Origin of the sequence: Accumulibacter sp. (genome assembly GCF_023806625.1) — a bacterium.
GTDB lineage: Bacteria > Pseudomonadota > Gammaproteobacteria > Burkholderiales > Rhodocyclaceae > Accumulibacter.
This window is the reverse complement of sequence record NZ_JAMTDX010000001.1, coordinates 14,670-35,476: the sequence shown is the minus strand read 5'-3', so window position 1 is coordinate 35,476 and position 20,807 is coordinate 14,670. Positions and strand designations below refer to the sequence as shown.

General features: G+C 65.8%; 12 protein-coding genes and 2 pseudogenes. 5 read left to right on the top strand and 9 right to left on the bottom strand.

Translation table 11 applies throughout. The features are described from left to right. Positions 1–16: 16 nt before the first annotated feature. The 5 genes from NFW05_RS00125 to NFW05_RS00105 all read right to left on the bottom strand — a co-directional run bounded on the left by NFW05_RS00125 (position 17) and on the right by NFW05_RS00105 (position 7,480). Entirely contained in the window at positions 17–1,027 is a 1,011-nt protein-coding gene (locus NFW05_RS00125; protein ID WP_295301672.1) for a methylmalonyl Co-A mutase-associated GTPase MeaB, read from the bottom strand. 8 nt (positions 1,028–1,035) lie between these two features. After that, positions 1,036–3,054, bottom strand: a complete 2,019-nt coding sequence (locus tag NFW05_RS00120; RefSeq protein WP_295301669.1) for a protein meaA — start codon at positions 3,052–3,054, stop codon at positions 1,036–1,038. Between the two features lie 2 nt (positions 3,055–3,056). Further along, a complete protein-coding gene (locus NFW05_RS00115) occupies positions 3,057–4,244 on the bottom strand; it encodes a MaoC family dehydratase (protein WP_295301666.1) in 1,188 nt (395 codons plus the stop codon). Between the two features lie 45 nt (positions 4,245–4,289). After that, positions 4,290–5,969 (bottom strand): acyl-CoA dehydrogenase family protein, encoded by a 1,680-nt coding sequence (locus NFW05_RS00110; protein ID WP_295301663.1) that lies wholly within the window; start codon positions 5,967–5,969, stop codon positions 4,290–4,292. Between the two features lie 68 nt (positions 5,970–6,037). Next, the gene (locus tag NFW05_RS00105; RefSeq protein WP_295301662.1) at positions 6,038–7,480 is read right to left on the bottom strand and encodes a phosphoenolpyruvate kinase; all 1,443 of its coding nucleotides are present in this window, start codon (positions 7,478–7,480) and stop codon (positions 6,038–6,040) included. Between the two features lie 595 nt (positions 7,481–8,075). On the opposite strand from NFW05_RS00105, the gene NFW05_RS00100 reads away from it, so the two are divergent. Next, positions 8,076–9,287 carry a 2-methylfumaryl-CoA isomerase gene (locus NFW05_RS00100; protein WP_295301720.1) on the top strand — a complete coding sequence of 404 codons (1,212 nt, stop codon included), beginning with the start codon at positions 8,076–8,078 and terminating at the stop codon, positions 9,285–9,287. 209 nt (positions 9,288–9,496) lie between these two features. Here the strand turns inward: NFW05_RS00100 and NFW05_RS00095 are convergent. From NFW05_RS00095 to NFW05_RS00080, 4 genes and pseudogenes are all read right to left on the bottom strand, one after another. Continuing rightward, positions 9,497–11,823, bottom strand: a pseudogene (locus NFW05_RS00095) (nitric oxide reductase activation protein NorD). Between the two features lie 58 nt (positions 11,824–11,881). After that, positions 11,882–12,682: pseudogene (locus tag NFW05_RS00090) on the bottom strand (CbbQ/NirQ/NorQ/GpvN family protein); the annotation flags it as partial. Positions 12,683–12,785: 103 nt separating this feature from the next. Then, positions 12,786–13,133: a ribulose bisphosphate carboxylase small subunit gene (locus NFW05_RS00085; protein ID WP_295301719.1), complete on the bottom strand. Its 348-nt coding sequence runs from the start codon at positions 13,131–13,133 to the stop codon at positions 12,786–12,788. A gap of 85 nt (positions 13,134–13,218) precedes the next feature. Beyond that, positions 13,219–14,640 (bottom strand): form I ribulose bisphosphate carboxylase large subunit, encoded by a 1,422-nt coding sequence (locus NFW05_RS00080; RefSeq protein ID WP_295301655.1) that lies wholly within the window; start codon positions 14,638–14,640, stop codon positions 13,219–13,221. Between the two features lie 263 nt (positions 14,641–14,903). On the opposite strand from NFW05_RS00080, the gene tkt reads away from it, so the two are divergent. From tkt to fba, 4 genes are all read left to right on the top strand, one after another. Then, entirely contained in the window at positions 14,904–16,889 is a 1,986-nt protein-coding gene (tkt, locus tag NFW05_RS00075; RefSeq protein WP_295301652.1) for a transketolase, read from the top strand. 34 nt (positions 16,890–16,923) lie between these two features. Then, a complete protein-coding gene (gene gap, locus NFW05_RS00070; protein WP_295301650.1) occupies positions 16,924–17,922 on the top strand; it encodes a type I glyceraldehyde-3-phosphate dehydrogenase in 999 nt (332 codons plus the stop codon). Between the two features lie 100 nt (positions 17,923–18,022). After that, positions 18,023–19,462 (top strand): pyruvate kinase, encoded by a 1,440-nt coding sequence (pyk, locus tag NFW05_RS00065; RefSeq protein WP_295301649.1) that lies wholly within the window; start codon positions 18,023–18,025, stop codon positions 19,460–19,462. Between the two features lie 251 nt (positions 19,463–19,713). Further along, complete coding sequence (gene fba, locus NFW05_RS00060) at positions 19,714–20,778, top strand: class II fructose-bisphosphate aldolase (RefSeq protein ID WP_295301646.1); 1,065 nt, start codon at positions 19,714–19,716, stop codon at positions 20,776–20,778. Positions 20,779–20,807 lie beyond the last annotated feature (29 nt).

The following is a 20,807-nucleotide window of genomic DNA, read 5'->3' as shown; positions in this document are numbered from 1 at the left end:
GGAAGCTCCTTCTTGGTTAAAGGGTCGTTTGGTTGACCGACAGCAAGCGGGACAGCATATGCGTCCGCATACGCTCGTACTCCTCGAACTGATTGCATCGGCTCTCGCTCAGACGTCGTTCGACGGCGGCACGACCACCCGCCAGATCGAGGCCGAAAGTACCGAATTCCTCCCTGATCAGACGCACCACCCAGGCGCTCTGATGGCGCAAGCGCAGTCTGCCGAGCAGGCCGGAATCGACCAGATACCGGCGGTGCCGGTCGAAATGGTCGTGAAAGGACCTGATGCCGGTGGTCATCGTCGCGCTGACCAGACAAACCGGGTAATCCCAGTCGTCGCGACGATCCTGACGCCGCGCGCTGCGCGCGATCTCGCTCGCCGTCTTGCGCGCGGGGGCTCCGAGGTCAGCCTTGTTGACCGCGAAGATGTCGGGAATTTCGATGATTCCCGACTTCAGATACTGAATCGTGTCGCCCGAAGCCGGCTGGGCGACGTAACACACCGTATCGCCGATCTCGGCAATGTCGATCTCGGTCTGTCCGACGCCGACGGTCTCGATCACCACCACGTCGAAACAGACGAGCATCAGCCAGCTCATCGGCCAGACCTCGCTGGCCACCCCGCCAAGCTGGTTGCGATTGGCCAGCGAACGGATGAACAGGCCGTCGTCGTTCAGCGGCGTCTTGATCCGGATGCGGTCGCCGAGCAGCGCGCCGCCGCCGAGTTCGGGACGACTCGACGGATCGACGGCGAGCACGCCGACCGTCCGCCCCGATGCTCGCCACTCGCGGATCATCGCCGAGACGAGCGACGACTTGCCCGCTCCGGGAGGACCGGTGACCCCGATCAGATGGCCTTCGTTCAGCCAGCGCTCACCCGAGAGACAGGCGAGCAGGCGCACGGCCCGCATGCGCGCCTCGGCGAGCCTGTTGTCGAGCAGGTTCAGGCCGCTGGCCACGGCTGCCCGCTCGCGGCGCAGGATCCGGGAAGCGAGCAGCTCCGGATCGGGAAGGCTGGCGTGCGCCACTTGCGGCGTCAATGCAACGCGCCGAGCCGCTCGAGCCCGTTGCACTCACGGACGACATCGACGATGTCGCCCATGATCGCGTTCAGGTCGAAGTCCTTCGGCGTATAGACGCCGCGCACGCCCAGCGCGAACAGACGATCGGCATCCTCGGGCGGAACGATGCCGCCGACGATCACCGGCAGGTCGCCGAGGTCGCGGGTGCGCAGTTCCTGCAGCACCGACTCCACGAGTTCCATGTGGCTGCCCGAGAGGATCGACAGGCCGACCACATGCACGCCTTCCTCCTCGGCCGCTTGCGCGATCTGCTGCGGAGTCAGCCGGATTCCGTCGTACACCACTTCGAAACCGACGTCCCTGGCCTTGACGGCGACCTGTTCGGCGCCGTTCGAATGGCCGTCGAGGCCGGGTTTGCCGACCAGCAGCTTCAACGGACGACCCAGGGCATTGCCCGTACTGGCCACCCTGTCGCGCAGGTCGCTGACCCGATCCTTCTGACCGAGAACCTCGCGGCTGTCGATCGCGATGTCGATTCCGGTCGGTGGTCGGAACTCGCCGAAGACGGCACGCAGCGCGTTTCCCCATTCGCCGGTACTGACCCCCGCGAGCGCGCAGCGAATCGAACTCGGCATGATGTTCTCGCCACTCTGCGCGGCGTCGGCGAGTGCCTGCAGCGCGGCCTGCACGTCGCTGCCGTTGCGCTGCCGGCGATGCGCCTGCAGCCGTTCGATCTGCCGGCGCTCGGCTTCCGGGTCGGGTTTCATGATCGCTGCGTCGCTACCGGCAGTCAGCGGCGACTCGGCCGTTTCCTCGAAGCAGTTGACGCCGATGATCTTCAGCTCGCCCGACTCGATCGCGCGCAGACGGTTCATGTGGCTGGCCACCAGTTCGCGCTTGACGTAACCGGACTCGATCGCGGCAATGATCCCGCCCTGCGCGTCGACGTTCTCGATCTCCTGCCGGGCGCCGGCGATCAGCTCGGCGACCTTGGCGGCGATCACCGGCGAACCGTCGAGGATGTCGCCGTACTCGAGCAGGTCGGTTTCGAAGGCCATCACCTGCTGGATGCGCAGCGCCCACTGCTGATCCCAGGGTCGCGGCAGGCCCATCGCCTCGTTCCACGCCGGAAGCTGGATCGCGCGCGCCCTGGCGCGCTTCGAGAGGACCACCGAGAGCATCTCGAGAACGATCCGCTGCACGTTGTTCTCCGGCTGCGCCTCGGTCAAACCCAGCGAGTTGACCTGGACGCCGTAGCGGAAGCGCCGCATCTTCGCATCGTCCACCTGGTAGCGGGTGCGCGTCAGCTCGTCCCACATCTCGCCGAATGCGCGCAGCTTGCAGCACTCCTCGACGAAGCGGATACCGGCATTGACGAAGAACGAGATCCGCTCGACGACCTGCGGAAAATCCTCGGCAGCGATCTCGCCCGAAGCCTTGACGCGGTCGAGCACGGCCATCGCCGTGCACAGCGCGTAGGCGAGTTCCTGCACCGGTGTCGCGCCCGCCTCCTGCAGGTGATAGCTGCAGACGTTGGTCGGGTTCCACCTCGGGACGTGCCTGACCGTGTAGTTGATCGTGTCGGCGATCAGGCGCATCGACGGACCCGGCGGATAAATGTACGTACCGCGCGAGAGATACTCCTTGATGATGTCGTTCTGGGTCGTGCCGCTGAGCTTTCTCGGATCGATTCCGCGCCGCTGCGCCAGAGCGATGTACAGCGCGAGCAACCAGGCCGCGGTGGCGTTGATGGTCATTGACGTGTTCATCTGGTCGAGGGGGATCTGGTCGAACAGCTGATCCATGTCCTCGATGCTCGAGATCGGCACACCGACCTTGCCCACCTCACCGCGCGCGAGCGGACTGTCGGCGTCGTAACCGGTCTGCGTCGGCAGGTCGAAGGCTACCGACAGACCGGTCTGGCCCTTGGCCAGATTGCTGCGATACAGCTCGTTGGACGCCCTGGCCGAGCTATGACCGCTGTAGGTCCTTATCAGCCAGGGCTGGTCCCTCTTCCGCGAGGCGGCAACCATGATTAGCTCCTCTTCCTGATCAGCAGACGTCTTTCGATTTCGAAGATCTTCTCGTCGATCTTGTCCTTGCCGAGATCCTTCTTGTCGTTCTCCTTGACGAACAGGTCCCCGCCGTGCCTGGCCAGCGCGGCCGCCGCGCTGACGTTCTTGACCCCGACGAGCTGGAAGCTGACGATACCGAACCGATCGGCCAGCGTACCCGGCGCTTCTTCCTTGGCCAGCACGCGCGACAGCACGGCGACCGTATCGCCGGCAATCGACGGCTGCGTGTGGTAGCCCTCGGTGAAGCCGAGTTCCCAGACGCTGTTGTCGCTGACGTCGCGGCTGGCGAGTCCTTCGAGCCAGGCAAAGGCCAGCCCGCCATAGACGATCGGGTCGCCGCTCATCTTGCCGGACAGACCCGAGCTGAAAACCCGGTCGAAGTGCAGCGGATGCGTGTTGCCGACCGCGTAGGTCAGCGCGAGGTGCTCGTCGGTGATCGTCCGGCCGTTGGCATGGACGATGATCTCGCCGACCGAGAAGTCCTCGAAGAACGATCCGGGTCCGGTGAGCCCGAGCGGCAGCCGCGCCGGGAAATCGGGCAGCACGACTGCGCCGTCTTCCACCCACGGGAAGGCCGGCATGCGACCGTCGACCGGCGCGGGCAACGGCGTCGTTGGCGGACGCTCGCCCTGCCCGGCGACCATGATCTTCCTCTGATACTGCAGCACCACCTCACCGTTCTGGTTGATACCGAGCGTGCGGATCGTCACGATCCCCGGTTTGCCCGGGCCCCGCTCCTTGCGATCGACGACCTTGGTCAGCGAGCGGATCGTGTCCATTTCGTACACCGGCCGCAGGTACTGCGCATCGTAGTAGCCGAGGTTGGCCATCGCCTTCTCCGAGTCGTTCTGCACGCCGAGCGAGAGGACGACGTTGAAGACCATCTGCGGCGAAGCGACCAGCCCCGAGAAACCGCAAGCCCTGGCATACTGGTCGTTGAGGTAGAGCGGATTGCACTGCATGTAGGTCCGGGCAAAGGCCTCCATCTGCGCGCGCAGGAAGGTGAAGCCGCGCGGGTGGACGAAGACCTGCCCTGGCGAGAACTCTTCGAGATAACGTCCGTAGTGCGGGTAGCGGACGTTCTGGACGTCCACCGCGACCTTCCCGGCAAGTTCGACCTGCGGCCGGAAACGAATGGCCTGCGACATCGGATCCTCCTTTTCGCGAGACGCGTGGTCGGCCTGCGGCCCGACCTAGAGCGCGTCGATCAGGGAACGGGTAATGACCTTGAGGGCCAGCGTCTCCTCGGCTCCCTCGAAGATCGACAGGACGCGCGCGTCGACGAAATAACGGCTGACCGGCGTTTCCTCGGCGTAGCCCATGCCGCCGTGGATCTGCATCGCTTCGCGGGTCAGCCACTCGGCCGTCCGGCAGGTGAACAGCTTGACCATGCTCGCCTCCATCTGGCCGAGACCCTGGTCCATCAGCCGCCCGACGGCGTAGGTAAACTGCCTTGAAACGGTCAGCAGCGTGGCCATCCGCGCGAGCTTGACGCGCGTCAGCTGGAACTCGCCGATCGGCTTGCCGAACGCCTTGCGCTCCTGCGAATACGAAACCGCCCGCTCGAAAGCCGCCTGCATGACGCCGATCGCACGCGCTGCGGTCTGGATCCGGCCGCCGGCGAAGCCGGCCATCGCGATGTAGAAACCCTTGCCTTCGCCATCCGGGCCGCCGACCAGGTTCTCGTCGGGAACGAAGACATGGTCGAAGAACACCTCGTACGAATGCATCCCGCGATAGCCGATCGTCGCGATCGCGCGACCGGTGATCATGCCGCCCTGCGCCTGCCGGTACTCGAAGTCGTGCCCTTCGTAGGCGTCCTTTTCGACGAGGAACATGCTCAGACCCCGGTGGCCGAGCGAGCGATCCGGGTTGCTCCGCGCCAGGACGAGCAGAACGCCGGCCTTGCCGGCCATCGTGCACCAGGTCTTGACGCCGTCGAGAATCCAGCCGCCGTCGCACTTCGTCGCCTTGAGGCGCATCGCGGCGACGTCCGAGCCGGCGTCCGGCTCGGTCACGGCGATCGCGCACAGCGGATCGCCCATCGCGACCCTCGGCAGCCACTTCTCCCTCTGTTCCTCGGTGCCCCCCTTGAGCAAGGCCCGGCTGAGGATCTCGGGACGGGTGATCAGGCTGCCCGCACCGCCAAGAGAGCCGCGCGAGAGTTCCTCGGTGACCACGATCATGCCCATGTTGTCTTCATGCGCATCGCTCTGGATACCACCGTAGCGCTCGGGAATCGACAGACCGAAGCAACCCATTTCGGTCAGCGGTTCGAGGATTTCCTGCGGGATGATCCGGTCGTGGCGATGGATCTCCTCGGCCAGAGGCATCACCACGTTCGTCGCCAGCTTGCGGAACGAATCCTGCATCATCGTCGCGTCGTCGCTCAGCAGGTACGCCCCGCTCGTGCCGTTGAGCGCGATCACGTCCTTGCCGAGCGCTTCGAGATGGTGCGCGTCGAGCTGCTCCTGGCAAAAATGACTCAGACCCGACGAAGCGAGAGCCGCCACGTCGGCTTCGTCGAGGCCGAAGCTTTGCGGTCTCGCCCACAGACGGTTGTGGATGTTCTGCAGGGCCTCGGCGCAGAAGGCGAGCGCCATTCGCTCCTCGATGCTCACGCCCGCGCCGCCCGACCTACCGACGGCCGCGACCCTGGCGGCGTACTCCGCCGCAAAGCGGGCAGCGGTCGATTCGGCCGCGCACCAGGCCAGGTCGAAACTGGTCATCTGATGCTCGTCGAGCTTCTCGCTCGACACCCCCCTGGCACCTGTGCATTGCTGCTTGAGCCAGCGCAGCGACTTCCTGATCGCTGCGTCGGCAGATTCGAGATGCGGCCACGCTTCCTGGATCCCGCGATTGACCTCGGTCATGACTTGTTCCTTTCCTTCTGGCGAGTTGGCGCTACTCTTCGCTGGCCGTGTTGGCGAGCCGCCCGGGCCTATAGCCTGGCGCGGTTGTTGACGATGCGCACGAACGAGCGCGAACGCAGTTCGTCGAGCGTGATGCCGGTGGCCAGGACTTCCTGCTCAGTGATCGCCCCGCAGGCCATCCCGCGCAGGAAGAAGTTCAGCAGCCCCTGCCCGGTCGCCGCATCGTCGAAGGTATTGCCGACCAGCGTCGCCTGGGCGGCCTTGTTGAGGAACGCGTTGAGCCGTGCCGAGGCGTCCTGCAGGCCGCTGAGGAAGAAGGTATCGACCGCCGCATAGCGCACCGGCAGCTGACCAGGGTTCAGATCCCATCCCTGGTAGTAGCCGTGACTCAGCGAATGCATGATGTTGTCGTAGTGCAGCTTCCACGCGGCGTGCACCACGGCGCGGTTTTCATCCATCTGCTGCGGCGTCAGCGCGCCGCCCGCAGCGGCCTTGTGCGGCCCGATCGGCATGGTCGTCGTCGCGCCGTCGCTGATCGTGATGCCGGTGCCGGCGAGGCTGACCTGCAGCACGTGGCGAGCGAAATCGCAGGCCGGATGGGTGTGGCTCTGGAACGCCGCGGTGATGTTGCACGACGCCGTGTAATCGTAGGTCCCGAAGATCGCCGAGCGGCAGCGGCCACCGGCGGCGGCGACCAGCAACGGCACCGTGTTCTCGCCCTTGTGATTGATGATCGACTGGGTGGTCTCGATCATGATCTCCATCTTCAGCGAGTCCTTCGGATAGCCCAGCCTCGCTTCGAGCGTATCGAGGATCCTGACGAAGGTGGACACCTGGGTCGGCGTCGTCACCTTGGGCAGCGTCACGACGAAGTTCTCCGGCAGTCTGCTGCCGGTCTGCTCGGCCAGACGGGTCAGGAAAATGTCCAGCGTGCGGATCGAACGCACCTTGCATTCGTCGGAGAAGGTCTTGACGCGGATGCCGATGAACGGAGAGAGCAGTCCATCGCGCATTCCCTTGGCGACCTCGTCGGCCGCCGCGACGGCGTGACCGTCTTCCTCGTCGTCCGGACGGTTGCCGTAGCCGTCCTCGAAGTCGATGCGGTTGTCCTCGATCGGCTCGGACTGGAGCTTCCTGAGCACCCGCTTGTAAACCGTGAACGCCAGCCAGGCGGCCTGCTTCACCTCCCGGACCTGTTCGGGATTGGTCTCGAGTGCCCGCGTCAGGCTGAGGATCTCGAGCGGGTTGGTGGGCAGCGTTTCGGCGCCGGGCAAGCCGAGCACGCGCGCGAAGACGTGGTAATTGGGAGCGTAGGTTTCGAGCGTCCTGAGCGCGACTTCGCCGAGCTTGGCGGCGAAGCCGGCCTTGAACAGGTTGGCACCACCATAGACCGTGTGCACCTGCTGCCGGTCCGAAGAATCGCCCGGGTAGTGCTCCTTGAACGCCGCATTGGCCTCGTGGAGTTCGTTGTAGCAGGCGGCCAGATCGTCAGGGGTCAACGTGAGCTTCATGTCTTTCCTCCATCAATGTTGCTCGGAAAGCGGTTACGGATACGAACGGGTGATTGGCGCGGGAACGCTCTTCGCGCAGGTTCGACGCGCGGGAACCGATGGTGCATGACTGGAGACGGGCGCCCGGGCGCTGGGCTACCGATCGGGCGCCGCGGGTCTTCGGTGACGCCCGACACACTGCCGGCGACAGAAGCCGTGGGCAGTCGGGAAAGCTCGGAGACGGCAGGCAGCGACGGGGGCGACTCGCGGATCGTCGCCTTCAGCGGGATGGCCAGCGACGGCCGGCTCGCCGTCGCTGGCCAACCGGGCTTCCGCCGTCTCGCCACAGTGTTCATCGTTCCCCCAGATTCCGGACGCGGCACGCTGACCGTTCCTCTAACACTGGAAAGTAATATAGTTGACATTTTGTCGACTTGCCACCACGGCGTGCAGACGCCTGCGGCGGGTCCGCGCCGTCGGCACGGGCCGCGCGCAGCAGCGTCCGGACGCCGGTGGCCCGGCAGCCAGGAGGACGACAGTGATCGACGACCAGAACGCAGCGACCGACAACGTCAAGCCGGCCGGGGAAGCACAATCCGGCGCCCCTGGGCAGGGAATTCTCAAGGGTCTGCGGGTGGTCGAGGGATCGGCCTTCGTCGCCGCTCCCCTGGGCGGAATGACCCTCGCGCAACTCGGCGCCGAAGTGATCCGTTTCGACCCGATCGGCGGCGGCCTCGATCACCAGCGCTGGCCAGTCACCCGTGACGGCAAGCACAGCCTCTTCTGGGCTGGTCTCAACAAGGGGAAACGGTCGATCGCCGTCGATTTCCGCGTGCCCCGCGGACAGGAGTTGCTCACCGCGCTGATCTGCGCGCCGGGCGAGCACGCCGGCCTGTTCAGCACCAACTTCCCGGCGACCGGCTGGCTCGACTATCAAGCCCTGCGCAAACGCCGTACGGATCTGGTGATGGTCAACCTGACCGGTCGCCGCGACGGCAGTTCGGAGGTCGACTACACGCTGACCCCGCAGGTCGGCCTGCCGATGATGACCGGACCGACGACTTCGCCGGAAATGGTCAACCACGTCTTCCCGGCGTGGGACTTCATCGCCGGCCAGATGATCGCCGTCGGCCTGCTCGCCGCGGAAAGGCACCGACGGCTGACCGGCGAAGGGCAATTCGTCCGCCTGGCGCTCAAGGACGTCGCGCTGGCGATGCTCGGGCACTTCGGCATGCTCGCCGAAGTGATGGTCAACGACAGCGACCGCCCGCGCCAGGGCAACTATCTGTACGGTGCCTTCGGTCGTGACTTCGCGACACTCGACGGAAAACGGCTGATGGTCGTCGGCCTGACCCGCCGGCAGTGGCACACGCTGCTCAGGGCCACCGGGTCGCGGCAGGTAATGGCCGAACTCGGCGCTCGCCTCGGCCTCGACCTCGACGACGAGGGCAATCGCTACCGCGCCCGCCAGCAGATCGCCGCCCTGCTCGAACCGTGGTTCCACGCCCGAACGCTCGCCGAAGCGGCAGCGGTGCTCGATGCCCATCGCGCGACCTGGGGCCCGTATCGCAGCGTGCGCGAGACGATTGCCGGCGATCCCGACTGCTCGCCGGCCAATCCGATGTTCCGCGTCGTCGAGCAGGCGGGGATCGGCTCGTACCTGATGCCTGCGACGCCGCTCGACTTCTCGCGCAGCGCCCGCCTGCCGGCCATGCCCGCACCACGGCTCGGCGAGCACACCGACGAAATCCTCCTCGACATCCTCGGCCTCAGCGAAGCCGAAGTCGGCCGCCTGCACGACCAGGGAATCGTCGCCGGCCCCGACTAGAAAGCGCTCAAGAAGGGGTAGAGTACACGACCGGCTTTCGCCCGCACTCCCTCATCAAGCCGTGCATTCGCTCTTTCCGCACACGGCTTTCCGATCCTCTTCACACCACCGATCAGCCGGGAGATCCCTCGCGAGATCCACGCCCAAGCGAGGGCCGCTCGTTTCAATCCGAGCCCGGCCGGAGAGGATCTCGCCATTCGCCCGACTTCTCATCGCGTCAGCCCCGCGTAGAGCTGCGGCAGCCGTTCGGGCAGGCGCTCGACCTGGTCGACGACGAGGTAGTTCCTTTGCCCGAAAATCCTCGACACGTACGCGTCGGCGCGCGGATCGAGGCTCAGGCAGAAGGCGGTGACTCCGGCCCGGGCAACCTCCTCGACCGCCTTCTTCGCGTCCTGGCGCAGATACTGCGGATCGCGGACGTCGACGTCGGCCGGCTCGCCGTCGGTGATCACCAGCAGCAGCCGCTTCGCCGAACGCTGTCGGCCGAGGTGATGGCCGGCATGGCGGATCGCCGCGCCCATGCGCGTCGACAGCTGCCCGATCATGCCCGCGAGCCGAGCTTTCGGCTGGTCGTCCCAGCTCTCGGCGAAGTCCTTGAAGCGGTAGTAGGCGACTTCGTGCCGGCCGTCGGAGCAGAAGCCGTGGATCGCGAACGGGTCGCCGACCTTGTTGATCGCATCGGCGAGAAGCACGCAGGCGCGTCGGGTCAGGTCGAGCACCGAGCACTTCTGGGCATGCACGCGTTCGTTCGTCGACTCGGAGAGGTCGAGCAGGACGAGGATCGAGAGGTCGCGCGTCCTGCGCACGCTGCGCATCATGATCCGCGGGTCGGGCTGATGGCCGAGGCGAATGTCGGTGAGACCGGCGATCGACGCGTCGAGGTCGATCTCGTCGCCGTCCTCGAGCTTGCGGATGCGCTGGACCCCCTGCGGCTGCAGCGCGTCGAGGACGAAGCGCATGCGCTGAATTTCGCGGCGGTAGCGCGCGGCGATGTCGGCGACGACCTGCAGGTCGCCAGGCCGTGCGCGCTTCTCGACGACCGTCGTCCACAGCGGTCGTTCGAGCTGGATCTGATAGTCCCACTCGGCATAGTGGTACGGATCGGGGAGCGGCTCCTGGCCCTCGAGTTCGTTGTAGCTCGTGCCCCGGTCTTCGTACGGGAAGAGCTCGCTGGCCAGGACCCAGACCTCCTGGGCGTCGTCGCCGGCGGTCTCGACGTCGACCTCGTTGACCATTTCCATCACGTTGACGGTGCGGCGCACCTGCCTGAGCGTTGCATAGCCGGCGGCAGCCGCGCGCACCGGATCGAACTCGCGAAATTGCCAGAAGTAGCGGTTGTCGTCGCGATACGGGGCGCTCTGCAGGTCGCAGCGCGGGTCGAACGGGATCTTCTTCTGCGCCAGGCGCTGGGCGAGCGCGACACCGATTTCCCGGGAGATCCGGTTGTCGTCGAGCCGCTCGGCAGCGGCGCCGAACAGCGCGCGGCCTTCGCCGATCCACGGGTCGTCGTCGCGATACGCTGGGTCGAGCAGCGAGCGCGCCAGGCGGTCGAGATGGCCGCCGATGCTCGTCGACATCTGCGGCGTCGCAAAGTGCAAGCGGCTCCACAACAGCTGCAGCCCGGGGAAACGGCGAATCGCCAGCGCCTCGACGCGCGCGTCCTCGATCAGCGAGACGAGCGCGACCTGCAGCGGGTCGAGCGCGTCGGCGCAGATCGGCCGGCGCGTCTCGACGACGTGCGCCGCACAGTGGGCGGCGATCGCCCGGTAGATCTCGAGGCCGGGCACGCCGGCAGCATCGTCGACCGCGTCGGGCAGGTGCAGCAGGTAGTCCGCGATGTACGGGCGATGGCCCTCACGCGACTCGAAGTCTCCGGAAGTCGGGCGCATGAAGAAGTCGCGCCCCAGAGGGCGCGCAGGTACATGTTGATCCTGCGTTGGACGTCGACGAGCAGCGTCCCCTTGCGCTCGTTCTGCAGGACGGCCAGCGATTCGCGGCTATCGAGACCGAAGTACCTGATCTGCTCCGGATAGTCGGTCCGGTACGCGTGCGCCCCCCAGAGCGCCCAGCGGCGCAGCCCGCCGAGGGTGAGCTGCGCGAAGAGCACCTCGAGCTTGTCGAGCATCGGCCGCACGCCGCGCGGCGCCTGGGCGACGAGCAGGTTGATGAACTGCAGGTAGTTCCGGAAGAGTTCGGCGTCGGCGAGACGACGAGCGGCGGTGGCGGCGGTGGCAAGCAGCAGCTCGATCACCGCCCCCGAGGTCCGCGAGGCGAGCGACAGTGCGGCGGCAGCCAGATCGCCGACGACGTCCTCGCCGATTTCCCGGGCGACGACCGGCGCTTCGCCGAGCCAGGCGTCGACCAGCGAATCGCCGCGACCGAGATCGCCGATCGCTGCCGCGGCTCTCAGATAGTTGTCGAGACCCCGCGGCGAAAGGACGCGCGTCGCCTCGTGCCAGTGCGCCTGCAGCGCCGCCCGGCTCGCCAGCGAGAGGCCGTCGAGCAGTTGGCGATAGTCAGCCAGATCGATCGACATCGGCTACCCCGCTGGGGGTTCGAGAAGGGTCGGCGCCGGCCGCTCCCGCCTGCGCCTGGAAGAAGGTGCTGACCGCCGCATCGAGCGCGTCGCGCATGTCCGGATCGTCGGTGATCGGCCGCACGAGCGCCACGCGGCACGCGGCCAGCGGCCGGACGCCGCGGCTGATCAGGCTGCCGGCGTGGATCAGCATGCGCGTCGATAACCCCTCGTCGAGACCGTGACCCTTGAGGTTGCGCGAGCGCTCGGCGATCGACACGAGCCGGCCGGCGACATCTGGGGAGACCCCCGACTCGTGGGCGACGATCTCGGCTTCGACGCCGTGCTCCGGATAGCTGAAGTCGAGTCCGCCGAAGCGCTGTTTGGTCGACTGCTTGAGGTCCTTCATCAGGCTCTGGTAGCCCGGGTTGTAGGAAATGACGATCTGGAAGTCGGGATGCGCCCGGAGCAGTTCGCCCTTCTTCTCGAGCGGCAGAACGCGGCGACTGTCGGTCAGCGGGTGGATGACCACGGTCGTGTCCTGCCGCCCCTCGACGATTTCGTCGAGGTAGCAGATCGCCCCGTGGCGCGCAGCGATGGCCAGCGGACCGTCGTGCCACTCGGTTCCGGAGGCCGAGAGCAGGAATCGCCCGACGAGGTCCGAGGCGGTCATGTCCTCGTTGCAGGCGACGGTGATCAGCGGCCGGCCGAGCCGGAAGGCCATGTACTCGACGAAGCGCGTCTTGCCGCAGCCGGTCGGCCCCTTGAGCATCATCGGCATGCGCGTGGAATACGCCGCGGCGAACAGCTCGACCTCGTCGGCAACAGGACGGTAATACGGCTCGCGGGCGATCCGGTACTGGTCGACGATCGGGTTCATCTCCATCCTCCAGGGTTGGCGCGGATCGGGCAGCGGACGGACCGCAGCGCCGGAAAGGCGGCACCGCCCGCCGCGAGTGCTTGGCAGCCTGGCCGGTGTCCGGTCAGACGGTCCTGCCGCGATAGACGACCATCGCGGCGCCCAGCGACTGCTTGAAGTTGTCGTAGCCGACCAGGCGCACGTGGTTGCCCGGATTGGCCTTGTGACAGGCCTCGGCCTCGGCGAGGATCTTCTCGACATCGGTCTCGCCGAACATCGGCAGCTTCCACATGTACCAGTAGGTGTCCATCAGGTATTCGGGCTCGGTGTGCTCGATCGCCGGGTTCCAGCCCTTGTTGACGATGTACTCGACCTGCTTGCGAATCCCGGCAGTGTCCATCGGCGGCAGATAGGAGAAGGTCTCGAACTTCCGGCTGGCCGGATCACTGAGACGGGAGGCGTAATCCTGCATGCTCACGTGCGGTTTTCCTTTCGATGCGGTGGGATGATTCGGGCGTCGTCGCAGCGCCGGCGGGGTAACCGACAGCGCGGCGCGCTCAGCGATGGGCGACGTCGAGTTTGTCGACGGTGTCGAATTCGAACTTGATCTCCTTCCAGGTTTCCATGGCGATCTTCAGTTCGGGGCTGTGCGCCGCGGCGCGGGTGAGCACCTCCTTGCCTTCGCGTTCGATCGGCACGCCCTGGTTGCGAGCTTCGACGCAGGCTTCGAGGGCGACCCGGTTGGCCGCTGCTCCGGCGGCATTTCCCCAGGGGTGGCCGAGCGTTCCACCGCCGAACTGGAGCACGGCGTCGTCACCGAAGATATTGACCAGCGCCGGCATGTGCCAGACGTGGATCCCGCCCGACGCGACGGCGAAGGCGCCGGGCATCGAACCCCAGTCCTGGTCGAAGAAGATCCCGCGACTGCGGTCTTCGCGGATGATGCGCTCGCGCAGCAGGTCGATCCAGCCGAGCGTCGACTGGCGGTCGCCTTCGAGCTTGCCGACGACCGTTCCGGTGTGCAGGTGGTCACCACCCGACAGGCGGAGAATCTTGGTCAGCACGCGGAAGTGGATGCCATGGTGCGGGTTGCGGTCGAACACCGCGTGCATCGCCCGATGGATGTGCAGCAGGATTCCGTTGCTGCGACACCAGTTGGCCAGCCCGGTATTGGCGCAGAAACCACCGGTGATGAAGTCGTGCATGATGATCGGGGCGCCGATCTCCTTCGCGTACTCGGCACGCCGGTACATCTCCTCGGGTGTCGGCGCGGTCACGTTCAGGTAGTGGCCCTTGCGCTCGCCGGTCTCGCGTTCGGCCTTGTGGATCGCCTCCATCACGAAGTCGAAACGCTGCCGCCAGCGCATGAACGGCTGGCTGTTGACGTTCTCGTCGTCCTTGGTGAAGTCGAGGCCGCCGCGCAGACACTCGTAGACCGCACGACCGTAGTTCTTCGCCGACAGCCCCAGCTTCGGCTTGATCGTGCAGCCGAGCAGCGGGCGACCGTATTTGTTCATGATGTCGCGCTCGACCTGGATGCCGTGTGGTGGGCCACCGCAGGTCTTCACGTAAGCGATCGGAAAACGCACGTCCTCGAGACGCAGCGCACGCACCGCCTTGAAGCCGAAGACGTTGCCCACCAGCGAGGTGAACACGTTGACCACCGACCCCTCCTCGAAAAGGTCGATCGGGTAGGCGATGAACGCGTAGAAGCAGCTGTCGTCGCCGGGAACGTCCTCGATCCGATAGGCTCGCCCCTTGTAGTAGTCGAGGTCGGTCAGCAGGTCGGTCCACACGGTCGTCCAGGTCCCGGTCGACGATTCGGCGGCAACGGCGGCGGCCGCCTCCTCGCGATCTACGCCGGGCTGCGGGGTGATCTTGAAGACGGCGAGGATGTCGGTCTCCTTGACCGCGTACTTCGGTTCCCAGTAGGTCTGGCGATACTCTTTGACGCCAGCGTTGTAGGTCTTGACGGCCATGCTTTCCTCCAGCGGTTCGGGTGTGAATGCGTTGCAGTGTAGGCCCTGCCAATCATTATTAAAAGTTAAACTTTCTGCTCGTCTTATTTAGCTTTTGTTTTCCAAAGGAGCCTGCTATGCTTCACGGCGGGTAATCGGGAGCCGTTCAGGGTGAGCGCCGCGGCCCGCCCCGAGCTGCTGGCCGGAGGAGTGGCAAATGATTCTGTTTTGGCGGATAATCCAACTACGCGTGAGCGTCTCGTTTCGGTGATCGGCGATCCATCGTGGCCACTGCTTTTGCTCCCCTGACCAGTGTCATCCGCGCCCTCGCCATGGACGCGGTCCAGCAGGCCAACTCAGGCCACCCGGGCATGCCGATGGGCATGGCTGAAATCGCAGCAGTTCTCTGGCGCCGTCATCTGCGCCACAATCCGGCCAATCCGCAGTGGCCGGACCGCGACCGTTTCGTCCTGTCGAACGGACACGGCTCGATGCTCCTCTACGCGCTGCTGCATCTCAGCGGCTATCCGTTGTCGATCGACGACCTGAAGAACTTCCGGCAGCTCGGCTCTCTCACCCCTGGGCATCCCGAAGTCGGACACACGCCGGGGGTCGAGACGACCACCGGTCCGCTCGGCCAGGGCCTGGCCAACGCCGTCGGCATGGCCATCGCCGAGAAGATCCTCGCGGACGAGTTCAACCGGCCCGGCCATGAGATCGTCGACCACGCGACCTACGTCTTCGTCGGCGATGGCTGCCTGATGGAAGGTGTCTCACACGAGGCCTGCTCGCTGGCCGGAACGCTCGGTCTGGGCAAGCTGATCGTCCTGTACGACGACAACGGCATATCGATCGACGGGCACGTCGAGGGCTGGTTCACCGACGACACGCCCGCGCGTTTCGCGGCCTATGGCTGGCACGTCATCGCCGATGTCGACGGGCACGACAGCGAGGCGATCGACAGGGCCCTGCTCGTAGCGCGCAGCGAGAATGGCCGGCCGACGCTGGTCTGCTGCCGAACGCAGATCGGTCTCGGCTCGCCGAACAAGGCCGGAACGCACGACGTGCACGGTGCACCCCTCGGCGCAGCCGAAGTCGCCGCCACGCGCCGGCACATCGACTGGCCGCACGCGCCGTTCGAGATTCCCGCCGAACTCTACGACCAGTGGGACGGCCGGGCACGCGGCCGCTTTTTCGAGAGCAACTGGCAACAGCGGTTCGACGCCTACGCTGGCGCGTATCCCGAGCTCGCCGCCGAGTTCCAGCGCCGCATGCGCGGCGATCTCCCGGCTGACTGGCCGACGTTTGTCGCCGGAACGCTGGCCGGCGTCGCCGGGCGGGCCGAGAACATCGCCACGCGCAAGGCATCGCAGAACGCGATCGCCGCGCTGGCTGCGCACCTTCCCGAGCTCGTCGGCGGTTCGGCCGACCTCGCCGGTTCGAACCTGACCCTGTGGTCTGGAGCGAAGGCGGTCACGCGCACGAGCGGCGGAAGCTACCTCTACTACGGCGTTCGCGAATTCGCCATGACGGCGATCGCCAACGGCCTGGCGCTGCACGGCGGCCTGATTCCGTACACGGCGACTTTCCTGGTGTTCTCGGACTACGCGCGCAACGCGATCCGCATGGCCGCGCTGATGAAGCAGCGGCAGATCATGGTCTATACGCACGATTCGATCGGCCTTGGCGAGGATGGCCCGACGCATCAGCCGATCGAACACCTGGCCTGCCTGCGCCTGATCCCCAACGTCGAACTGTGGCGCCCGGCCGATGCGACGGAGACGGCAGTCGCCTGGGTGGCGGGCATCGAGCGTCGGGACGGCCCGACGATCCTCGCGCTGTCGCGCCAGAACCTGCCGACGGTGACCAACGGCATCGCGCCCGAGCTGATGCGCCGCGGCGGCTACGTGCTCGCCGACGCGCCAGCGCCCCGGGTCGTGCTCATCGCCACCGGATCGGAAGTCCGGCTGGCGCTCGACGCCGCGCAGGCGCTGGCTGACCAGGGAATCGCTGCGCGTGTCGTGTCGATGCCCTGTGTGGAAGTCTTCGAAAACCAGGACCGCAGCTACCGTGAAGCCGTGCTGCCACGCGGCGTGCCGCGCCTGGCGATCGAGGCCGGGGTGAGTGGCTTCTGGTATCGCCATGTCGGACTCGACGGTGCCGTCGTCGGCATCGATCGTTTTGGCGAGTCGGCTCCCGCTGGCCGCCTGTTTGACTTGTTCGGTTTCACGGTGGCGCACGTCGTCCAGACCGTGAAATCGCTGTTGTAGAAATCCCTGCTGCAATTTCTCAAGGAGAGCGTTCATGACTATCAAAGTGGGAATCAATGGCTTCGGCCGCATCGGGCGGATGGTTTTTCGCGCCGCCGTCAAGAACTTTCCGGACATCGAAATCGTCGGTATCAACGACCTGCTCGAGCCGGACTACCTGGCCTACATGCTGAAGTACGACTCGGTCCACGGGCGCTTCAAGGGCGATATCGCCGTCGAGGGCAACACGCTGGTGGTCAACGGCAAGCAAATCCGTCTGACGGCCATCAAGGATCCGGCCGAGCTGAAGTGGGGTGAGGTCGGTGCCGACGTCGTCGTCGAGTCGACGGGCCTCTTCCTGACCCTGGACACCTGCCAGAAGCACATCGCTGCCGGCGCCCGGAAGGTCATCCAGAGCGCACCGAGCAAGGACGACACGCCGATGTTCGTTTTCGGCGTCAATGACCGGACCTACGCCGGCCAGACGATCATCTCGAATGCATCCTGCACGACCAACTGCCTCGCCCCGGTGGCCAAGGTGCTCAACGACAACTGGGGAATCAAGCGCGGCCTGATGACCACGGTGCATGCCGCGACGGCCACACAGAAAACCGTCGATGGCCCGTCGAACAAGGACTGGCGCGGCGGCCGCGGCATCCTCGAGAACATCATCCCGTCCTCGACCGGTGCGGCCAAGGCAGTCGGCAAGGTCATTCCCGAACTGAACAAGAAGCTCACCGGCATGGCCTTCCGCGTGCCGACATCGGACGTCTCGGTCGTCGACCTGACCTGCGAACTGAACAGCCCGGCGACCTACGAGGAAATCTGCGCGGCGATGAAGGCCGCCTCGGAAACCTCGATGAAGGGCATCCTCGGCTACACGAACGAGAAGGTCGTGGCCACCGACTTCCGCGGCGAAAGCTGCACGTCGGTGTTCGACGCCGAAGCCGGAATGGCGCTCGACAACACCTTCGTCAAGATCGTCTCGTGGTACGACAACGAGTGGGGCTACTCGTGCAAGGTTCTCGAAATGGTCCGCGTGATGTCCCGCTAGACATCGCACAGGGGCGCCTTCGGGCGCCCTTTCCTTTCGTCCTGCCCAAGCTTGGCAACCGTGCATTCCGTGAACCCCATCCAAGAACAATAGGAGCTCCATGTCACGAGATACCAAGATCGTCGCCACCCTCGGCCCGGCTTCATCCGACGCGGACACGCTCGAGCGCATGATCCGCGCCGGCGTCGATGTCGTGCGCCTCAATTTCTCACACGGCAAGCCCGAGGATCACGTCGCGCGCGGGCGGCTCGTCCGCGAAGTGGCTGCACGTGTGGGCAGACCGGTCGGCATCCTCGCCGACCTCCAGGGACCGAAGATCCGCGTCGGGCGCTTCGCCGACGGGCGGATCTGGCTCGAGAAGGGCCAGCGTTTCATCCTCGACGCCAACTGCGATCTCGGCAACGGTGAGCGCGTCGGCCTCGACTACAAGGCTCTGACCCGCGACGTTTCGGCGGGGAGCGTGCTCCTGCTCGACGACGGCCGGATAGTCCTCGACGTCGAGCGGGTCGTCGGATCGGAGATCTTCACGATCGTCCGGCACGGTGGCGAGCTCTCGGACAACAAGGGGATCAACCGTCAGGGGGGAGGTCTCTCGGCCCCCGCTCTGACCGCCAAGGACATGGAGGACATCCGCACCGCCGCCGGCATGGGTGTCGATTTCGTCGCCGTCTCGTTCCCGAAGAGCGCGGCCGACATGTACATGGCCAAGCAGCTGATCCACGCTGCCGGCGGACAGGCGCACACGATCGCCAAGATCGAGCGGGTCGAGGCCGTGGCCGCACTCGAAGAGATCATCGCCGCATCCGACGGGATCATGGTCGCCCGCGGCGACCTCGCCGTCGAGGTCGGCGACGCGGCGGTCCCTGCGCTCCAGAAACGCATGATCCGGCTGGCGCGCGAGAAGAACAGGCTGGCGATCACCGCGACGCAGATGATGGAATCGATGATCCTCGCCCCTGCCCCGACTCGCGCCGAGGTTTCCGACGTCGCCAACGCGGTCCTCGACGGCACCGACGCGGTCATGCTCTCGGCAGAGACCGCTTCCGGCCGATATCCGGTCGAGACCGTCGAGGCGATGGCGCGGATCTGTCAGGCTGCCGAGGAGTCGGCCGAAGTGACCCTCGACCGCGAGTTCCTCGATCAGGTGTTCACACGCATCGACCAGACGATCTCGCTGGCTGCGATCTGGACGGCGTATCACCTGAAGGTCAAGGCGATCGCCGCACTCACCGAGTCCGGAGCCACGGCGCTATGGATGAGCCGGCTGAGCTGCGGGGTTCCGGTCTACGCGCTGACCCCGCAGCCCGACGCGCTGACCAAGATGAGCCTCTACCGCGCGGTATTTCCGCTGTTCATGAGCCAGCGACCGACGACCCGCGACGAACTGCTCAAGGACGCCGAACAGTTGCTCACCGACGCCGGGATCGTCAGGAAGGGGGACTTCATCGTCCTCACCGCGGGCGACCCGATGGGCACCAGCGGGGGCACGAATACGCTGAAGATCGTGCGCGTCGGCGACCAGCAGCCGTATCAGGTCTGAGGGAAAGACAACAGACTCGGCGATGCGGTTGGGGCGTCGCACAGCGGATCGATCGACGACGGGCATGCCGTTCCCTTCGAGACACAAACACGGCAACTGCTGCAACGCAGGAAGAAGCGAGTTGCTGCTTCCCGCGCAAGGAACAAGACGCGCCGGCCATCGGGTCGTGACCGCGTAGCGGTTTTTCGTCGGAGCCGGCACCAGCCGGTTTCTGTGCCCGGGCAACCGGGTCATTACTGGAGATCACAATCATGCCAATCGTATCGATGCGTCAATTGCTGGACCACGCTGCCGAGAACGGCTACGGTCTGCCTGCGTTCAACGTCAACAACATGGAGCAGGTCTGGGCGATCATGGAAGCCGCCGCCGAAGTCGACGCGCCGGTGATCATGCAGGCCTCGGCGGGTGCTCGCAAGTATGCGGGCGAACCCTTCCTGCGCCATCAGATTCTCGCCGCTCTCGAAGCCTACCCGCAGATCCCGATCGTCATGCACCAGGACCACGGCCAGTCGCCGGCGGTGTGCATGGCCGCGATCCGTTCCGGCTTCTCTTCGGTGATGATGGACGGCTCGCTGATGGCCGACGGCAAGTCGGTGGCCACTTATGAATACAACGTCGAGGTGACCAGCAAGGTCGTCGAGTTCGCACACGCGATCGGCGTCTCGGTCGAAGGCGAACTGGGCGTGCTCGGCTCGCTCGAGACGATGCGCGGCGACAAGGAAGACGGACATGGTGCGGAAGGGACGATGACCCGCGAACAGTTGCTGACCGACGTCGAGCAGGCCGCCGATTTCGTCGGCAAGACCCAGTGCGACGCGCTGGCGATCGCCATTGGCACCTCGCACGGCGCCTACAAGTTCACCAAGAAGCCGACCGGAGACATCCTGGCGATCGACCGAATCAAGGAAATCCACCAGCGAATTCCCAACTGTCACCTGGTCATGCACGGCTCGTCGTCGGTTCCGCAGGAACTGCTCGAAGAAATCCGCCAGTTCGGCGGTGACATGAAGGAGACCTATGGCGTACCAGTCGAAGAAATCGTCACCGGCATCAAGCACGGCGTGCGCAAGGTGAATATCGACACCGACATTCGCCTGGCGATGACCGGGGCGATCCGCCGTTACTTCGCCGAGAATCCGTCGAAGTTCGATCCGCGGGATTACCTCAAACCAGCCCGCGAGGCCGCCAAGTTGATCTGCAAGGCGCGCTACGAGTCCTTCGGCGCGGCCGGCCAGGCGAGCAGGATCAAGGTGATTCCGCTCGACAAGATGGCCGCACGTTACAGCAGCGGCGAGCTCAAACAGACCGTCCGCTGACCCGCATCATCGAGCCGCGACACCGAGCA

What these genes read in the sequence shown, in the direction of transcription:
- NFW05_RS00110 (WP_295301663.1), bottom strand. Translation starts at nt 5,969, where the DNA reads ATGACCGAGGTCAATCGCGGGATCCAGGAAGCGTGGCCGCATCTCGAA.
- pyk (WP_295301649.1), top strand. Translation starts at nt 18,023, where the DNA reads ATGTCACGAGATACCAAGATCGTCGCCACCCTCGGCCCGGCTTCATCC.
- NFW05_RS00120 (WP_295301669.1), bottom strand. Translation starts at nt 3,054, where the DNA reads ATGGTTGCCGCCTCGCGGAAGAGGGACCAGCCCTGGCTGATAAGGACC.
- NFW05_RS00115 (WP_295301666.1), bottom strand. Translation starts at nt 4,244, where the DNA reads ATGTCGCAGGCCATTCGTTTCCGGCCGCAGGTCGAACTTGCCGGGAAG.
- fba (WP_295301646.1), top strand. Translation starts at nt 19,714, where the DNA reads ATGCCAATCGTATCGATGCGTCAATTGCTGGACCACGCTGCCGAGAAC.
- NFW05_RS00085 (WP_295301719.1), bottom strand. Translation starts at nt 13,133, where the DNA reads ATGCAGGATTACGCCTCCCGTCTCAGTGATCCGGCCAGCCGGAAGTTC.
- gap (WP_295301650.1), top strand. Translation starts at nt 16,924, where the DNA reads ATGACTATCAAAGTGGGAATCAATGGCTTCGGCCGCATCGGGCGGATG.
- NFW05_RS00080 (WP_295301655.1), bottom strand. Translation starts at nt 14,640, where the DNA reads ATGGCCGTCAAGACCTACAACGCTGGCGTCAAAGAGTATCGCCAGACC.
- NFW05_RS00105 (WP_295301662.1), bottom strand. Translation starts at nt 7,480, where the DNA reads ATGAAGCTCACGTTGACCCCTGACGATCTGGCCGCCTGCTACAACGAA.